The following is a 17,349-nucleotide window of genomic DNA, read 5'->3' as shown; positions in this document are numbered from 1 at the left end:
CCGACTTGAGTACTTTAAAACTCGCCTTGGAACCATTTAGTAATGCGGTTCCACCAATTATTATTATCCTCTGCTTTCGACTTTTGTGCATTCATCGATTGCATAGTGCGCCCGTATTGTAACAAACCTACAGCGGTTGCGTACGAAGGATCGTCTACGTAGTCTGTCAAACCAACTATCCCGATTGGTTTGCCTATTCTCACTGGCATTTGGAAAATGTCTTCAGCCACTTCCATTGCGCCAGTCATTTTAGCAGTCCCGCCTGTAATAACGAGGCCTGCCGCAATTTGGTCTTCTAAACCTGAGCGACGAATTTCTTCCATCGCTAATTCAAATAATTCTCTAAAACGAGGCTCTACCACTTCAGATAAAGTATGGCGCGACATTAATCGTGCTGGTCGCCCGCCTACACTTGGTACTTCTATGGTGTCTTCGTTACTGGCCATTTGGCTACTTGCACATGCATATTGTACTTTGAGTGACTCAGCATGTGATATAGGTGTACGAAATATTTTTGCAATATCACCGGTTACTTGATTACCCGCCACTGGTATAACCGAAGAATGACGTAATGCCCCGTTAATATAAATAGTGATATCCATTGTACCACCACCAATATCAAGTACCGCTACACCAAGCTCTTTTTCGTCATCGGTTAAAACCGAGTAACACGATGCAAGTGCGGTAAATATAAGCTGATCAACCTCTAAACCACAGCGCTCAACACATTTTTCAATGTTTTTAGCCATGTCGTTTGAGCAGGTAATAATGTGTGCACGTGCTTCCATACGTACACCGCTCATACCAAGGGGGTTTTTAATGCCCTCTTGCATATCAATGCTGTATTCTTGCGGTAATGCATGCAGCATTTTACGCTCTGCCGAAATAGGCACAGAGCGCGCTATATGAATTACATTTTCAATGTCTTCATCGGTTACTTCTGTATTATTGATAGCAACCACGCCGCTTTCGTTTTGACATTGTATGTGCTTGCCAGAAATCCCTAAGTACACTGAGCTAATACGACAATCAGCCATTAACTCGGCTTCATCTATTGCTCGGCGAATCGACTCAGACACTAAGTTTAAATCGTTAACGCCGCCTTTATCCATACCATGAGATACTTGGCTGCCCACACCAACAATGCTGAGCTTGTTATCTGCGGTGATTTCACCTACCGTGGCCACCACTTTTGAGGTACCAACGTCTAATCCAATCACTAGGTTTCTTTCTGCTGACTTAGTCATGCCTTACTCTTATTTTGTAATTGCTGTTCTTGCACAGGCTTATAGCTAACTGCAAGGCCGGTATCATAGCGTAAATCTATTGCATCTATTTGTGCATCTGCACGCTTTTCCATGCGCGGGTACACATCTATAAACCGCTGTACTCGCTTTGCTTTGTCTTTGCGCCCTAAATTTAAGCGCACACCATTATCTAACCATAACTGCCACGAAAAACGCTCCGAAAGGGCTAAGCTTTTTAACGTTAATGCATTTACCTTTAGCATTTCGTCAAACTGCTTAAAGGCAATCCACGCTTCTTTTTCGCTGCCTTCTGGGCCGTAAAGTTGCGGTAAATCATTGGCGAGTTTATCGCTACTTGCTTCAAAGGCATCGCCACTTTGGTTTAGCAGTAAATCGCTATTCCAATGGGCTACGGCTTCGTGTTCAACTACGTACACTTGTATTGTATCGGGCCATTGCTTGCGTACCGATACGGTTGCAACCCAAGGTAAATCTTTTACCAGTTGCTGTACGCGTTTTACATCTAGCTCAAAAAAACTGCTTAAATCGGCCTTTTTTATTGCTTTTATTATGGCCTTTTCGTCAGTGTATTTGGGCTTTCCTAGCACTATTAAGTGCTTTATTTGTGCATCTTTGTTCTCTACTAGCCAATCAGATACACCGGTAGTTATTTGCACGAGCCCAATCACTACCACCAGAAAAAAGCTCACACCAAAAATTAGCGACCAATTAAAGTTAAGTTGCTGTTTTAACTGTTGAGCTTTTTCTAAAAGGGGATGCATATTAAAGCGTTTGCCCCAAAATGCGAACAACTAATTGCTCAAATGTTGCCCCGTTTGCTTTTGCCGCCATGGGCACCAGCGATTTTTCGGTCATGCCAGGGACTGTATTTACTTCTAATAAATAAAAATTCCCCAGCTCATCTTGCATGGCATCTACACGGCCCCAACCGCTTGCACCCACTAAATCAAACGCCTCTAACGAGATAGCCTGTAAATGCTGTGTATCTTGCGCCGATAAATCTGCAGGGCAATGATACTGTGTTGTATTTGATTGATACTTAGCTTGGTAATCGTAAAAACCATTTGGAGTCGTCATTTCAATCACAGGCTGTACTTCATCGCCTAATACAGTCACGGTAAATTCGCGCCCAGTTATCCACTGCTCCACTAACACTTGGCTATCAAACTTAAAAGCGTGTGTAAGGGCATCTTCAAGCTCTTGAGCGGTACTTGCTTGCGCCATACCTATGCTTGAGCCTTCGTGCGATGGCTTAACCATTACTTTTTTAAACTCATCCATAATGGCTTTTGCATCAAAGCCTTTTTTAGCATCAACAACTGCATAAGGCGCTGTGCTTAGCCCTGCAGATTTAAATAAATGCTTACAACGGACTTTATCCATTGCCAAGGCTGAGCCTAATACAGTGCTGCCCGTGTATGGCAAGTTCATAAATTCAAGCGCGCCTTGCACTGTCCCATCTTCGCCACCACGGCCATGCAAAGCAATAAAAACACGATCTACCTGTAATTCTTTTAGCTCCCACAAAGAGCGATTTTGCGGGTCAAAAGCAATGGCATCAACGCCGGCATTTTGTAGTGCATTAAGCACCGCTTGCCCTGAACGTAGTGACACTTCGCGCTCTGCTGAGTTACCCCCAAGCAGTACTGCTACTTTACCAAATTGCGCGTTTTCTTGCGTCATACTTCACCTTGCTTTAATTTTTCCACCGACATACCTGTTGCCGCTAATGTTTTAACCAATTGTCCTATATTACCAGCGCCTTGCGTTAAAACTAAGTCGTTATTTTGTAAGTTATCTGCCAATACACCAGCAAGCTCTGCGCTCGTTGCTACATGTAGAGGCTCTTTTCCGCGCTGACGTAAGCTGCGGCACAGGCTTTTACTGTCTGCGCCAACAATAGGCTCTTCGCCGGCACTGTACACATCTAGTAATAAAAGTTGATCTACATCTGCCAATACTTTTACAAAGTCTTCGTATAAATCGCGTGTACGGGTAAACCTGTGCGGTTGATAAACCATAACTAAACGTTTTTCTGGCCAGCCTTCGCGTACCGCTGCAATGGTGGCAGCAACTTCTGATGGGTGATGTCCGTAATCATCCACCAGCATGACATTGCCGCGCTCGTTTTCAAAATTGCCATAATGCTGGAAGCGTCGTCCTATGCCTTCAAATTTTTGCAGCGCCTCTAAAATTGCGTGGTTAGCAATGTTTTGATCTTTAGCCACTGCAATTGCCGCCGTGGCATTAAGTGCGTTGTGCTTACCTGGCATATTAAGCGTTGCACTTAAGCTTTCACCGCTTTTATGTGTCACTGTAAAAGTACAAGTACTTGCTGATTGGCTAAAGTCGCTCATGCGGTAGTCGGCATCTTTTGACTCGCCATACGTGATCACAGGGCGACCAAAACGCGGGATCAGCTCACTTGCTACCTGCGAGTCTATGCACACTACGGCTAAGCCATAAAATGGCAGGTTATGAATAAAGTCCACATAAGTGTCTTTCATTTTCTCAAGACTGCCGCCATAGGTTTCCATGTGATCTTCTTCAATATTGGTGATCACCGATACCATAGGCTGTAAATGCAAAAACGATGCATCGCTTTCATCTGCCTCAGCAATTAAAAAGTCGCTCTTGCCCACTTTTGCATTACTGCCCGCGCTATTTAATAAGCCGCCAATAATGAAAGTAGGATCAAGCCCCGCCTGAGCATAAATGCTGGCAATTAAACTGGTTGTTGTGGTTTTACCATGTGTGCCCGCAATGGCAATGCCATGGCGAAAACGCATTAATTCGGCAAGCATTTCTGCACGGCGAACTACCGGTATACGCGCTGCTTTTGCAGCAATAATCTCAGGGTTTGTTTCGTCAATAGCACTTGAAACAACAACTACGTTGGCATCTTTTACGTTGTTTTCGTGATGGCCTATAAATACTTCAGCACCGGCTTTAATTAAGCGTTCGGTCATTGCGCTGTGCGCTATATCTGAGCCTGTAATGCGGTAGCCTTCAAAAGCCAGTACTTCAGCAATGCCGCCCATACCCGCACCACCAATACCAATAAAATGGATGGTTTCTATTCGACGCATAGCAGGTCGAGTTTGTTGTTCTTGTATTGACTTATCTTTCACTTATTTTCTCTTATTTGTTACTTGCTCACAGTGCGAGGCAACGCTTGCTGTGGCATCTAAAATGGCTTGCTGCTTAGCATTGCTGGCCATTTGTTTAATTAATATAGGCTTTGCCAAATACGGGTTTAATAGCTCAACTATTGAATCTTTATTAAACTGCGGCTGAGGCATTAAAAGCGCGCCATTTGCGGTTACTAAATATTTTGCGTTGGCGGTTTGATGATCGTCTACCGCATGAGGAAACGGCACAAACACAGCCATTTTACCCGCGGCGGCAATTTCACTAACAGTCAGTGCACCAGCGCGGCAAATAACAATATCGGCCCACGCGTAGGCGGCGTCCATATCATCTATAAATTCAGCAACTTTTAGCTCTTCATCTGCAATGTTGTTTTTCGCATACGCGCTTTTCACGCCCTCAATATGGCCTTTACCTGTTTGGTGCCACACTTTAATTGGCGCTGTTTTAGCAAGTAAATTAAACGCCTCTGGCAGTGTTTGGTTAAGCACTTGTGCGCCTAGCGAGCCACCCACCACTAAAATATTAATAGGGCTTGAAACATCACGTTTAGCTACATTAGCAACGCTTGCACGAACTGGGTTACCGACTAATTCGGCTTGCCCTGGTGCAAAGGCGCTTGGAAACGCAGCAAGTACTCTGTTAGCAAATTTTGCCAACCACTTGTTGCTCATTCCTGCTACTGCATTTTGCTCATGAATCACTAGTGGAATGCCTAAACTTTTAGCGGCAATGCCGGTTGGCCCGGTTACATAGCCGCCCATAGCAAGCACTACATCTGGTTGCTGAGATTTCAATACCTTACGCGCCTGCAATATTGCATTAAGTACCATGAATGGGGCTTTAATAAGACGCTTTAAGCCATTACCGCGTACGCCCTTTACATTAATAAAATCAATTTCAATGTTATGCTTTGGTACAACATCCGCTTCCATTCTATCTGGCGTGCCTATCCAGCTTACTTGCCAGCCTTGCTCTTTTAAATAATCGGCTACAGCAATACCTGGGAATATATGCCCGCCTGTACCACCGGCCACAACTACTAATTTTTTACTCATCGCTTACCTCCGCGTGAGGTGGCTTGTTTGGTTGCCATTTTGGTTTCAAAATCAACACGCAATAAAATACCGGTGGCAATCGTCATTATTAATAAACTTGAACCACCATACGAAATAAACGGCAAGGTTAACCCTTTGGTCGGTAATAACCCCGCACTGGCGCCTACATTAACCATGGTTTGAAACGCAAACCAAATGCCAATAGCAAACGCAAAATAGCCTTCGTATTCTTTGCCACATTTTAAAGCTTGTTGGCCTATTAAAAGCGCCCTAAATACAAACACAGCCAACACACATAAAATACTTGCTACACCTACAAGGCCTAGCTCTTCACCTATAACGGCAAAAATAAAATCGTTATGCGCCTCGGGTAAATACTGTAACTTTTGCACGCTGTTACCTAACCCTTGGCCAAACCAGCCACCTTGGCTGTAGGCCATAAGCGACTGCACTAACTGATACCCTTTACCAAATGGGTCTTCCCAAGGGTCTAAAAAGCCCACCACTCGCGCCATTCTGTATGGCTCTACAATAATCAGTAATACAACAAGCCCTACGCCCGTTAAAATAAGTACAAAAAACTGCCATAACTTTGCGCCGGCCAAAAATAATAGCCCCACAGTTGTTACAAACATAACCACCACGGTTCCTAAATCGGGCTGCAGTAAAATAAGTAAGGCATATACCGCAAATACAGCGATAGGCTTAGCAAAGCCTTTAATATTTTCTTGTACTTCTTCTCGTTTTCTTACTAAGTAGCCTGCTATATAACTGAAAAAGTATAATTTAGCGGCCTCGGCTACCTGAAAACCAACAGGTCCAATGGGTATCCAACGCTTAGCTCCGTTGACTTCGCGGCCTATTATTAACACGGCAATAAGTAGCACCATACCAAGCAGCAACAAATACGGGTTTGAGCGTTTCCACCAATCCATAGGCACGCTGGCTGCAATCCAAAATAAAACAAATGCCATCGCTAAAAACATGCTATGGCGAATGGTAATATGGTATGAGTTATCAAACAGCCTTTCGGCTGTGGGCATTGAGGCGCTGGTCACCATTATAAAACCCACCCCTATAAGCATTAACATGCAATAAAGCAGTGGCACATCGTAAAGCTGTGCTGAGGGTTTTGGGGTGAGTGTTTCTTTTAAATCGGCAAAGGCAATCATAATTGCCCTTCCATTACACATTGCACAAAGTCATCACCGCGTTGCATGTAGTTGTTATACATATCAATGCTGGCACAGGCAGGCGCAAGTAATACAATGTCACCGCGCTTGCTAAGTACTTTAGCGAGCGATACCGCCTCTTGCATTGTGTTTACTAAGTGCGATTTACTCGTTAAAGCAGCAAGCTCTGCTGCATCTTTGCCAAAGCATACAAGCGCTTTTACATGACTTTTTATATATGGCTTTAACGCACTTAAATCAGCGCCTTTGGCATCACCACCGGCTATAACAATCAGGTTTTCGTGATCTGAGACCAAACTATCTATTGCCGCTATAGTGGCGCCAACATTGGTGGCTTTAGAGTCGTTAAAGTATTGAACACCATGTTGCTCATCAACAAACTGGCAACGGTGCGCTAAACCATTGAATTGAGAAAGCGCCGCTGCGTACTGTTCTTTACTAATATCAAACGGGCTTAATAACGCCATAACCGCAAGTGTATTTAAGTAATTGTGCTTACCAACGACCGCAAGCGTGCTAACAGGTAAGTACGCCTCGCCTTTTACTATAAAGTGCAGCTCATTATTGCGCTCAGCTAAGTGATAATCACCGTGGTCGGTGCCAAAGCTCATTTGCGGCGCTAAAGCGCGACTGATAGGCTTAGTTTGAATATCATCTGCGTTGCTTACTAAAAGCTCAGCATTGTTATAAATGCTTAATTTAGAGTTGATATAGGCTTGGTAGCTGTCGTAACGATCTAAATGATCTTCAGATATATTTAATACCGCTGCGCTTATTGGTTTTAAGCTTGAGCAGGTATCTAGCTGAAAACTCGAAAGCTCCAGCACATACACGTCAAAATCATCACTTAGTAAATCCAATACCGCAGTGCCAATATTGCCACCTAATGCCACCTTATAACCTGCTGCTTTTAATACCTCGTAGGCTAAGGTAACAACGGTTGATTTACCATTAGAGCCTGTAACAGCAACAACCGGTTTTGTATTTATACGAGCAAACAGCTCTACATCACCAATTACTTCAATGCCTGACTCTATTGCTTGAGCAATTGCGGGAATTTTTAAGCTAAGCCCGGGGCTTATGATGATCATATCGGTTTTACAAAGCGCGGCGCTAGCTAAATCACCAAAATGCGTATTAAGCTCAGGAGCATGCTCGCTAAGCCAATCCATACCTGGTGGCGCAACACGGCTATCAACGACCTTTGGTGCAAAACCATGAGATAATAAAAAACGCACAATGCCCAGACCGGTTACACCGAGTCCGAGCACTGTTATATGTTTGTTTTTTATCTCGTTTAAATACTGCATTTATCGAATCTTTAATGTCGCAAGGCCAGCAAGTACTAGCACAATTGAAATTATCCAAAAGCGCACAATAACACGTGGCTCTGGCCAACCTTTTAGCTCGTAATGATGATGAATCGGCGCCATTCTAAAAATGCGCTGTCCGCGTAATTTGTATGAGCCCACTTGTAAAATTACCGATAAAGCTTCCATCACAAACACGCCACCCATAATAATAAGCAGTAGCTCTTGGCGTACTAAAATAGCAATAATGCCCAGCGCGCCGCCAAGTGCCAGCGACCCTACATCACCCATAAACACTTGTGCTGGGTATGTGTTAAACCATAAAAAGCCTAACCCTGCGCCAACAATAGCGGTACACACAACCACCAGCTCACTAGCAAGCGGTAAATGCGGGATATGTAAGTAAGCCGAAAAGTTAATATTACCGGTTAAATACGCAATTATGGCAAGTGCTGCCGCCACTAAAATAGTCGGCACTATCGCCAGGCCATCTAAGCCATCAGTCAGATTTACCGCGTTTGAAGTGCCTACTAATGCAAAGTAAGTAATTACAATGTAAAACAAGCCTAGTTGTGGCAATACATCTTTAAAAAATGGCACAACAAGTGAGGTTTCTGACGCTTGCGTACTCGTTGCATACAGTGCAGTTGCCACCACTAGAGCAATAACCGATTGCCAAAAATACTTCCATTTAGCAATTAGCCCTTTAGGGTCTTTACGTATTACTTTGCGGTAGTCATCTATAAAGCCCACTAAACCTAATGAGCCAATTACAAATAAGGTTGCCCATACGTATTTGTTTGATAAATCAGCCCATAATAAGGTGCTGGTAAATATGGCGCCTAAAATAAGTAAGCCTCCCATAGTAGGAGTACCTTTTTTAGATAAGTGAGATTCGGGGCCATCATCTCGCACTACTTGGCCAATTTGCATTTTTTGTAACGAACGAATGAGCTTAGGGCCAAAATAAAGCGACATCATTAACGCTGTTAATATGCCTAAAATGGCACGTAAGGTTAAATACGAAAAAACATTAAAGCCACTGTAATATTGGGTTAAATACTCTGCCAGCCAAACTAACATTATGATACTCCATTGATGGCTTGTTGCTGGCCATTTACTAAATCGGTTACTAATAATTCCATGCGAGAACTGCGCGATCCTTTCACCACAAGCGTGGTTTTATTGTTTGTGTTATTAAGACTGGTTTGAATTTGCTTGAGCATCTCTTCGCGGTTAGAAAAATGACGGTTTGGCTTATCAAATACATCGCTTGCGTATTTACTTAACACACCCAGCGTATACAGCTCATCAATGCCTTGTTGTTTTGCGTATTCGCCTACTTCTTGATGATAAGTTCTGGCTTGCTCACCAAGCTCTCCCATATCGCCCAGTGCTAAAATACGGTGCCCTTGAATATCACTTAATAAATCAATGGCTGCTTTTACCGACTTAACGTTTGCATTGTAGGTATCATCAATAACAGTCAGTGAATCAGTTACTTTTATTAAATTTACCCGCCCCTTAACATCGCCCATGGTGGCAAGTGCGGTGGCTATCTCTTCAAGTGATACATCAAACTCGCTGGTTAAAGCCGCGGCAATAAGCGCATTGCTCACGTTATGCTTACCAGGAAGAGCAAGCGTTACTGGTACTTTTTTATCTTGTGTACACAATAAAAAGCTTGCGCGAGCGTTTTCGTCTAGGCTGATATTTTCAGCCCAAATATCAAGTTTTTCAGTACTTGAAAAACACTTAACAGTGCGCCCTTTTAATTTATCAAGCCAGTATTGGCTAAATTCGCTATCGCAGTTAACAATGGCAACGCCATCGTCTTTTAGGCCATCAAAAATCTCACCTTTTGCCTTAGCAACCCCCATTAGGCTGCCAAAGCCTTCTAAATGCGCTGCGGCCACATTACACACCACAGCTACATCGGGTTTTGCCATGGCGGTAGTGTAAGCAATTTCGCCTAAATGATTAGCGCCAAGCTCTATAACAGCAAAACGGTGCTGCGGCTCTAAACGTAATAGCGTAAGTGGTACGCCAATATCGTTATTAAAATTACCTTTTGTAGCAAGCACATCTCCGTGCACCGATAAAATAGCGGCGCACATTTCTTTTACCGTTGTTTTACCCACGCTGCCCGTAATAGCAATGGTTTTAGGGTTAACCTGCGCCATAACCGCCGCACCTATATTACCTAATGCAATACGGGTATCGCTAACAACAAACTGCACAATATCTACATCTACTTTATGCTGAACAATAACGCCAATAGCGCCTTTTTGTTTAGCGTCAGCAATAAATTTATGGCCATCAAAATTAGGCCCTTTTAAAGCTAAAAACACCTCACCATCGCAAATGCTGCGGGTATCGGTATTAATATTTACTACATTGAGATTATCACCTAGATAATCGGTTGCTAGCACATTTGCCAGCCAATCAAAGTCCATTGGGATCATTGAGTTATCCCTCTTACTGCTTTTTTTAGTTGTTCTTTTACATAACTGCGATCGCAAAAGTCGATACGTTGATCGCCAATAATTTGGTAATCCTCGTGGCCTTTGCCGGCAATTAAAATAACGTCATCCGCATTTGCATTTTCTATTGCATAGCGAATGGCTTTTGCTCTGTCAGCCTCTAAATGGGCTTTTTCAGGCTGCGATAAACCCGCTGCCACATCTGCTAAAATAGCATCTGGGTTTTCTGAACGCGGATTGTCGCTGGTAACAATAACCTTATCTGCATTTTGCTCTGCCGCTTGCGCCATTAAGGCACGCTTGCCTTTATCTCTGTCGCCGCCACAACCAAAAACACAACTAACCCCACCAGGCACATGCTTTTGCAATGCTTGTAAAGCCAGAGCAAGTGCATCAGGCGTATGGGCGTAATCAACAACGCACGTGGGTAAATTAACTTCGCTAAACGCTTGCATACGCCCAGCAACGGGGTGTAAATGCGCGCATCCGGCGGCTAACTGCTCAAGCGGATAACCTAGCCCCAACAATGTTGCCAGTGCCGCAGTTAAATTATATAAGTTAAACTCACCAAATAGAGGCGATGTTACGCTAATATCGCCCCAACTTGTGCTCAATTGCGCCGAAATACCATTTTTAGAATATTCAACATCAGAAAAATACACATACTGTGCATTTTTAGGTGCTAAATTTTTACGACCATAACAAATAAGATTTTTAAAACTGTATTTTTCAAGCCATTGCTCTGCTTGCCCATCGTCTTGATTAAGCACCACTAGCTGTGGGTCAAAATCGCGAAACAGCATAAGCTTAGCGTCGCCATAACTTGCCATATCGCCGTGATAGTCAAGGTGATCACGCGATAAATTAGTAAATACCGCCGCTTTAAATTGGCATTGTGCCACACGCTGTTGCACTAACCCGTGCGATGAAACCTCCATCGCCACAAGCTTTTTATGCTGCTGTTTTAAGTCATGCAATATGTGCTGAACGTCAACAGCCGAAGGCGTGGTATTAATAAGTGGCGTAAGTGTATCAGGGTGGCCATAACCTAATGTGCCTATAATGGCCGAAGGGGTACTACAAAACTGCGCTAAATGCGCCATCATGGCCGTTGTTGTAGATTTGCCATTAGTGCCCGTTACACCAATTAAATCGAGAGATTGGCTTGGGTTTTCATAAAATTGACTCGCTAGTTCTGGGAGTTTTTTATCAAGCTCAGTTACTAAATACAGTGGCTCAAAAGTGACATCAAATTCGCAGAGCCTATCGGCAATAATGGCTGTAGCGCCGTTTTCAATTGCTTTGGCAATAAACTGTCCGCCATCAAGCGCATGGCCTTTTATAGCCACAAATACATCGCCTGGCGTTACATCACGGCTATCAAGGCGTAAATCTTTAACTAGCTGCGAAGGTGCATCTATGTCGATGTATTTTAAAATAGCCTTTAAATCACGCATCGTTATCTTTACCTTTTACGTAAGCCACTTCTTCCTTATCAGGGGCTACGTTTAATATTCTTAATGCGTTAGAGACGATTTCTGCAAATGCAGGGCCTGCGGTGGCACCTCCATAGTACACATCGCCACCGGGCTCATTTATCATCACTACCACAGCCAAGCGTGGATTACTTGCCGGTGCTACACCTGCAAAATAACCTACGTATTCATCACCGTAACCACCAGCAACCGCCTTTTTAGAAGTACCGGTTTTGCCTGCCGCGCGATAGCCATCTACTTTTATGTTTCGGGCTGTACCGTCTTTTTCAAACACGCTTTCCATCATGTGAACAACGGCTTCTACGTCTTTTTGTTTAAAAATACGCTCGCCTTCTGGCACACCGTCTTGCTTTAAAATCGTTAACGGACGATTAATCCCACCGGCACCTAACATGGTGTAAAAGCGGGCCATTTGCGCCGTACTTACCGAAATAGCATAACCAAACGATAACGTGGCAATTTCAAAATCAGACCAGCGGCGGTTTGGATAAAATAAACCACTACTTTCACCAACCATGCCTGTGCCGGTATCGCTACCAAAGCCCACTTTTTGATATAAGCCAACTAAGTAATCTTTAGGTACTTGCTGCGTTACCTTGGCCACGCCCATGTTTGATGAATACTTTAAAATTTCGCGAAGCGTCATTTCACCGTGGTTACGGGTATCTTTTACTAAACTGCCGCCTAAACGCATCCAACCTGGGTAGGTATCAATGGTGTCGTCGGCTTTAATTGCGCCGTAGTCTAGCCCAGCTAAAATGGCTAGTGGCTTAACGGTTGAGCCTGGTTCAAACAAATCGGTAATTGCGCGGTTACGGCGTTTATGTGGTTGTGCATCGTTCAAATTATTTGGATTAAATGATGGGCTATTTACCATGGCCAAAACTTCACCGGTTTTAACATCAACCACCATGGCCGACCCCGATGTCGCTTTATACGTGAGTACAGCAGATTTTACTGCCTTATAAGCAATTGCTTGAATACGTTGATCAATACTCAGCTGAATATTTTCAGGCTCTACACGCTCACGCTCATCTAATACTTCAACTTCGCGGCCTTGGGCATCTTTACGAATAGTGCGGCGGCCTTCTTCGCCTGTTAAGGCATTTTCGTAGAGTTTTTCAATGCCTTCTATGCCTTTCCCATCAATATTTGTAAAACCAATAATGTGGGCCGTTACCTCTCCCGCGGGGTAATAACGTTTAGATTCATCTAACAAATGAATACCAGGTAAGCGTAATTGGCTAATGTAGTTGGCAACAGCCGGTGTAACTTGGCGCTTTAAATACACAAAACGACGGGTGGGATCATTTAATAAACGCGAATTTATTTTTTTAGGATCGATACGTAATACATCTGCCAGCTCACGCCAACGCAGATCATTTTCATAATAAACAGAGGTACGCTTATCAAGCTCAGCGGCATTTTCTGCAAGCGTTTTATGATCTTCACCGTTTTTACGTGCTTGTTTTATAACTTTAGCAACAAGTGACTTATGCAATGCTTTAGGATCGGCATACACACTGACTACCGGCACACTTACAGCAAGCTCTTTGTCTTGACGATCGAAGATCATACCGCGTTGTACATGTAGTTTTTCTACACGAACGGTGCGTTTATCGCTTTCTGAACGGGCTTTATCTGGCTCAATAACTTGTAAATAGGCAGCACGCGACACCAGTGTTACAAACACTAAAAACACCACAGTGCACACCAACATAAAGCGCCATGTGATTAAGTTATTGACCTGTTTTTTGCCGCGATTTCTCATTGTATTATTATTACCTGTTCATCCTGACTGGTAGGGCGCTTCATTTGAAGCTGCGTGGTAGCAACTTCTTCAATGCGCGCATGCTGCGAATAAAACTCTTCTTCTACAAGTAAATAACGCCATTCAAGGTCGAGCTCATCTCGCTCTTGTAGCAGCGTATCTTGCTTAATTAGCTGCGCGCGAGCCGAGTGCGTAACCTGTACTACTGCAAAGCTTGAAGCGAATATCACAACCAACAAGGCCGAGGTTAGCTTGTTAGCTCCTAGGCCTTTTAATATTTCTAAAAATAAATTGGGTTGGCGATGATTCGCTTTAGTGTTCATCCAAGCCTCTGTGCAATCCTAAGTACTGAGCTGCGAGAACGTGGATTACGCTCTATTTCTTCAGCACTTGGTTTAATAGCTTTACCCACTGCTTTTAACGTCAGGTTTTTATTTATTTGTGCGTCGGTTAAAGGCAGACCTCTGGGTATCGCTTCTCCCTTACTCTGTTTTCTAATAAATTGCTTCACTATTCTGTCTTCAAGTGAATGAAACGAAATAACCACTAAACGTCCACCTGGCTTTAATACTTTTACAGCAGCTTGCAGTGCGGTTTGAATTTCTTCCAGTTCACTGTTTATGTAAATTCTGATTGCCTGAAATGTACGTGTGGCTGGGTGTTTAAATTTATCTTTAACGGGCACCGCTTCATCGACTAAATCGGCAAGTTGCTTGGTTGTGGTAATTGGCGTGTGCTCTCTTACCTCAAGTACTTTGTGGGCAATACGCTTACCAAATTTTTCTTCACCGTAGGTTTTAATTACATGGGTAATGTCTTCAAGCTCAGCTTCGGCTAGCCACTGCGCTGCACTGCGCCCACTTGTTGGGTCCATGCGCATATCAAGAGGGCCGTCTTTCATAAAGCTAAAGCCACGCTCTGCGTCATCAAGCTGGGGTGAGGACACGCCAATATCTAATAAAATGCCATCAACTTTACCTAACAGATCGTTTTGCTCTGCAACATCGTATAAGTTAGAAAAGCGGGTGTGAGCTATAGCAAAGCGTGCGTCATCGGCAAATTTTTCAGCCGACTTTATTGCTTGTGGGTCTTGATCAATGGCCTGTAAACGCCCTTGCTCACCAAGTCGAGCAAGTATTTGACCTGAGTGTCCGCCACGTCCAAAAGTACCATCCATGTATATGCCGTCTGGCTTAATTGCAAGAGCATCGATGGTTTCGTCCATTAATACGGATACGTGTTCAAATTGCGCAGTCATTAGCTTGTGTTTGCCTTTTTTAGTGCCGTTAGAGTGTGAAATTATCTAAATCTTGGTTTGCTTCAAAATCGCCGAGCCTTTCCAGCTCAGTGTCTTGGCGCATTTGTTCGTGCCAACGCGCTTCATCCCAAATTTCAAATTTATTCATTAAACCAACTAGCATGATCTTTTTGCCAAGTTCTGCGTGGCTACGCAATGAAGGCGCCAGCAAAATTCGACCATTTTTATCAAGTTGATACTCTGTGGCATTACCTAACAACATACGTTGCATTCGGCGAGCGCGTGGATTCATATTAGAGATTTTAGATAAGCGGCTTTCTATTTCTTGCCACTGTGCAAGAGGATACAACCATAAACACGGCTCGTTTAGCGCAATGGTACATATTACCGTTCCTTGATCTTCAGACAGCAAAGCGTCTCGGTACTTAGTCGGTACCGCAAAACGTCCTTTATCATCCAAGCTCAGTGAACTAGCGCCACGAAACATAAAAAGCCTACTTTTAAATTGTGTAATCGAGTTTCGATTAATTTGATCCAGTTAGATCCACTAAAAACCACTTTTTACCACAGTGCTCCAGTTTAGGGCTTGACAAGCCTTTTTGTCAAGTAAGCTGACCAGCTTTAACGTCTCGCTAAGCTAGAAAAAATAAGGCTTTACGCAAAGCGATTGAATTACGTGGGAAAAAGTGGAGGTAGTAGATAAAATTTTTTTAAAGCGTTGCTAATAACGTTTGGTTTACATAATTTGCTTACTGAATAATCAATGAATAATTACAAAAAAATGAATCTAGAGCCTGTTGACCTTTAAGGATTATAATTTGTTCAATCTAGGGGGTATTTAATCGCGGCGTGAGGTTTGTAACCTAGTGGGCTAAGTAAAAACCGAGTAACAAAGAGTAAATGCCCCCTAGGCAGAACCCTTCGGGCAGCGCCTGTTTGACATTTATACGTCGTTATCGCCTATTTATGGGGAATAACCACACTACATAGGCTCTACCTTGCCTAAATCCCAAACAGACTGCTGCAAATTAAATCTCGAAAGGTAAACAGGCCCTAGGTTTATAGGCATGTAAAATTTACTTAGCACAGCAGCAATACTTACTTCATGCTGCTTTTTATTTAATCTACCGCACCCTACCTTAAATATATAAAAACAATAAAATCAAGTGGTTAAATTATTTTTAATGGTTGGTTTAATCGTTGCATCTGCCATAGCACCAGTTAAATTTTTTTATTTTATTTATTAAGGATTGATTATGGCTACTGCAACAAATACAAAACCGAATACTGAAACAAACATGAAACCTGATCTTAAACAAAAAGAGAGTGAGGCACCGTTGACTGAAAAAGCAACGTCTGTAGCACACGATGCAGTAGATGCACTTTCAAGCAAGGCATCAGTTGCTGAGTCAAGCGTACGTAAAGGCGCTTCAAGCTCTGCAGAAGCACTAAGCGAAAAACAACTTATTGCTCGTGAAAAACTATCTGAGTGCAGCGCAAAAACGCGTGCTTTTGCCTCAGAAAATCCGCTAGCAACAGCGGGTATTGCTTTTGCGGCGGGTATGCTTGTAACGTCACTATTTCGTCGTAAGTAATAAATAATGAGTAGCTCACAAACAACAGCAACCACGGACGGTAATGCTCAAAATCAAACAACTGACGACCCTAGCCAAAAGGATGATTGGCAGGATCATATAGCAAAGATCATTGAATACTCTGACCAGCTCAAGAAGGATTATAAAACGCAAGGAAAGCTTACCCACCAACTTGCAAAGGCTGAGTGGAAGCTGTCGTTACGATCAATGGCGTTGATCACTATATTTTTAGGATGTTTTGCCAGTGGTTTGATTTTGTTGTGGGCCGGCTTACTAGGTGCAATTGGCTACGGTGTATATGATTTATTTGGCTCGGTTTGGCTTAGCTTTGCTACTGCTGCACTCGCGCAAATAATTTGTTTAATTTGGCTTTGGCGAAATACCGTATACCTAAGCAATAAAATTGGCTTTAGTAAAACGATTAAAAGTGTGAAGCAACTTTTAAATCTATAAGGAAATAACCATGCTCGTTAATTTTCTAATTAAAGAACCCAATGAGAACGTTGACACGTTAAATAAGCAAATGGATTTACAGCATGCATTAAAACGCCAGCACCATGCAGCAATAAAGTATCGCTTTAAGCGCTTTGCAGCCACCAAGGTAGGATTGGCATCAGCCTTTTTAGCCGGAGCAACGGTTCAAGCTGGCAAAAGCGAAACCAGCTTTGTGCGAAAATACGGCTGGCTGGTAAAGTTATTTGCATAGCAGCAATTGCATTTATAAAAGCTTTTTTAAAAATGCAATTGCCGCTTACTTTAATGCCTTC

At 43.1% G+C, this 17,349-nt stretch carries 17 protein-coding genes; 3 read left to right on the top strand and 14 right to left on the bottom strand.

Annotation, left to right across the window (positions count from 1 at the left end; all coding sequences use genetic code 11):
• Nucleotides 1-14: 14 nt before the first annotated feature.
• The 14 genes from ftsA to mraZ are packed head-to-tail and all read right to left on the bottom strand — an operon-like array spanning nucleotide 15 to nucleotide 15,474.
• Complete coding sequence (gene ftsA / locus PSH41_RS01265) at nucleotides 15-1,247, bottom strand: cell division protein FtsA (protein WP_004589420.1); 1,233 nt, start codon at nucleotides 1,245-1,247, stop codon at nucleotides 15-17.
• Nucleotides 1,244-2,029, bottom strand: coding sequence for a cell division protein FtsQ/DivIB (locus PSH41_RS01260; protein WP_273588645.1), 786 nt, complete (start codon nucleotides 2,027-2,029; stop codon nucleotides 1,244-1,246). The genes ftsA and PSH41_RS01260 overlap by 4 nt, the downstream gene beginning before the upstream one ends.
• Nucleotide 2,030: 1 nt before the next feature.
• On the bottom strand, nucleotides 2,031-2,951 hold the full coding sequence (locus PSH41_RS01255; protein WP_248530534.1) for a D-alanine--D-alanine ligase: 921 nt from the start codon (nucleotides 2,949-2,951) through the stop codon (nucleotides 2,031-2,033).
• Nucleotides 2,948-4,357 carry a UDP-N-acetylmuramate--L-alanine ligase gene (gene murC, locus PSH41_RS01250; protein WP_051063459.1) on the bottom strand — a complete coding sequence of 470 codons (1,410 nt, stop codon included), beginning with the start codon at nucleotides 4,355-4,357 and terminating at the stop codon, nucleotides 2,948-2,950. Before murC ends, PSH41_RS01255 begins: the two co-directional genes overlap by 4 nt.
• Nucleotides 4,358-4,399: 42 nt before the next feature.
• The gene (gene murG / locus PSH41_RS01245) at nucleotides 4,400-5,476 is read right to left on the bottom strand and encodes an undecaprenyldiphospho-muramoylpentapeptide beta-N-acetylglucosaminyltransferase (RefSeq protein WP_096740165.1); all 1,077 of its coding nucleotides are present in this window, start codon (nucleotides 5,474-5,476) and stop codon (nucleotides 4,400-4,402) included.
• The gene (gene ftsW / locus PSH41_RS01240) at nucleotides 5,473-6,648 is read right to left on the bottom strand and encodes a cell division protein FtsW (RefSeq protein ID WP_004589415.1); all 1,176 of its coding nucleotides are present in this window, start codon (nucleotides 6,646-6,648) and stop codon (nucleotides 5,473-5,475) included. Before ftsW ends, murG begins: the two co-directional genes overlap by 4 nt.
• A complete protein-coding gene (murD, locus tag PSH41_RS01235) occupies nucleotides 6,645-7,979 on the bottom strand; it encodes a UDP-N-acetylmuramoyl-L-alanine--D-glutamate ligase (RefSeq protein WP_273588644.1) in 1,335 nt (444 codons plus the stop codon). The genes ftsW and murD overlap by 4 nt, the downstream gene beginning before the upstream one ends.
• A complete protein-coding gene (mraY, locus tag PSH41_RS01230) occupies nucleotides 7,980-9,062 on the bottom strand; it encodes a phospho-N-acetylmuramoyl-pentapeptide-transferase (RefSeq protein WP_004589413.1) in 1,083 nt (360 codons plus the stop codon).
• Nucleotides 9,062-10,444: a UDP-N-acetylmuramoyl-tripeptide--D-alanyl-D-alanine ligase gene (locus PSH41_RS01225; RefSeq protein ID WP_126008186.1), complete on the bottom strand. Its 1,383-nt coding sequence runs from the start codon at nucleotides 10,442-10,444 to the stop codon at nucleotides 9,062-9,064. Before PSH41_RS01225 ends, mraY begins: the two co-directional genes overlap by 1 nt.
• Nucleotides 10,441-11,919, bottom strand: a complete 1,479-nt coding sequence (murE, locus tag PSH41_RS01220) for a UDP-N-acetylmuramoyl-L-alanyl-D-glutamate--2,6-diaminopimelate ligase (RefSeq protein ID WP_273588643.1) — start codon at nucleotides 11,917-11,919, stop codon at nucleotides 10,441-10,443. Before murE ends, PSH41_RS01225 begins: the two co-directional genes overlap by 4 nt.
• Complete coding sequence (locus PSH41_RS01215) at nucleotides 11,912-13,729, bottom strand: penicillin-binding transpeptidase domain-containing protein (protein ID WP_273588642.1); 1,818 nt, start codon at nucleotides 13,727-13,729, stop codon at nucleotides 11,912-11,914. Before PSH41_RS01215 ends, murE begins: the two co-directional genes overlap by 8 nt.
• Nucleotides 13,726-14,052 (bottom strand): cell division protein FtsL, encoded by a 327-nt coding sequence (gene ftsL, locus PSH41_RS01210; RefSeq protein ID WP_024033306.1) that lies wholly within the window; start codon nucleotides 14,050-14,052, stop codon nucleotides 13,726-13,728. The genes PSH41_RS01215 and ftsL overlap by 4 nt, the downstream gene beginning before the upstream one ends.
• Nucleotides 14,049-14,987, bottom strand: coding sequence for a 16S rRNA (cytosine(1402)-N(4))-methyltransferase RsmH (gene rsmH / locus PSH41_RS01205; RefSeq protein ID WP_004589408.1), 939 nt, complete (start codon nucleotides 14,985-14,987; stop codon nucleotides 14,049-14,051). The genes ftsL and rsmH overlap by 4 nt, the downstream gene beginning before the upstream one ends.
• A gap of 28 nt (nucleotides 14,988-15,015) precedes the next feature.
• Complete coding sequence (gene mraZ / locus PSH41_RS01200; protein ID WP_004589407.1) at nucleotides 15,016-15,474, bottom strand: division/cell wall cluster transcriptional repressor MraZ; 459 nt, start codon at nucleotides 15,472-15,474, stop codon at nucleotides 15,016-15,018.
• Between the two features lie 769 nt (nucleotides 15,475-16,243).
• On the opposite strand from mraZ, the gene PSH41_RS01195 reads away from it, so the two are divergent.
• Genes PSH41_RS01195 through PSH41_RS01185 form a run of 3 tightly spaced genes read left to right on the top strand, consistent with a single transcriptional unit; the run spans nucleotide 16,244 to nucleotide 17,288 of the window.
• Nucleotides 16,244-16,582: a DUF883 domain-containing protein gene (locus PSH41_RS01195; RefSeq protein ID WP_096042303.1), complete on the top strand. Its 339-nt coding sequence runs from the start codon at nucleotides 16,244-16,246 to the stop codon at nucleotides 16,580-16,582.
• Nucleotides 16,583-16,588: 6 nt separating this feature from the next.
• The gene (locus PSH41_RS01190; protein ID WP_273588641.1) at nucleotides 16,589-17,035 is read left to right on the top strand and encodes a hypothetical protein; all 447 of its coding nucleotides are present in this window, start codon (nucleotides 16,589-16,591) and stop codon (nucleotides 17,033-17,035) included.
• Nucleotides 17,036-17,045: 10 nt separating this feature from the next.
• The gene (locus PSH41_RS01185; protein ID WP_004589129.1) at nucleotides 17,046-17,288 is read left to right on the top strand and encodes a hypothetical protein; all 243 of its coding nucleotides are present in this window, start codon (nucleotides 17,046-17,048) and stop codon (nucleotides 17,286-17,288) included.
• The last annotated feature ends 61 nt before the right edge of the window (nucleotides 17,289-17,349 follow it).

The sequence above is a fragment of the Pseudoalteromonas sp. CST2 genome (assembly GCF_028599385.1).
Lineage (GTDB): Bacteria > Pseudomonadota > Gammaproteobacteria > Enterobacterales > Alteromonadaceae > Pseudoalteromonas > Pseudoalteromonas atlantica.
Note: the sequence above shows the minus strand (reverse complement) of the source record. Positions and strands in the feature narration are given on the sequence as shown.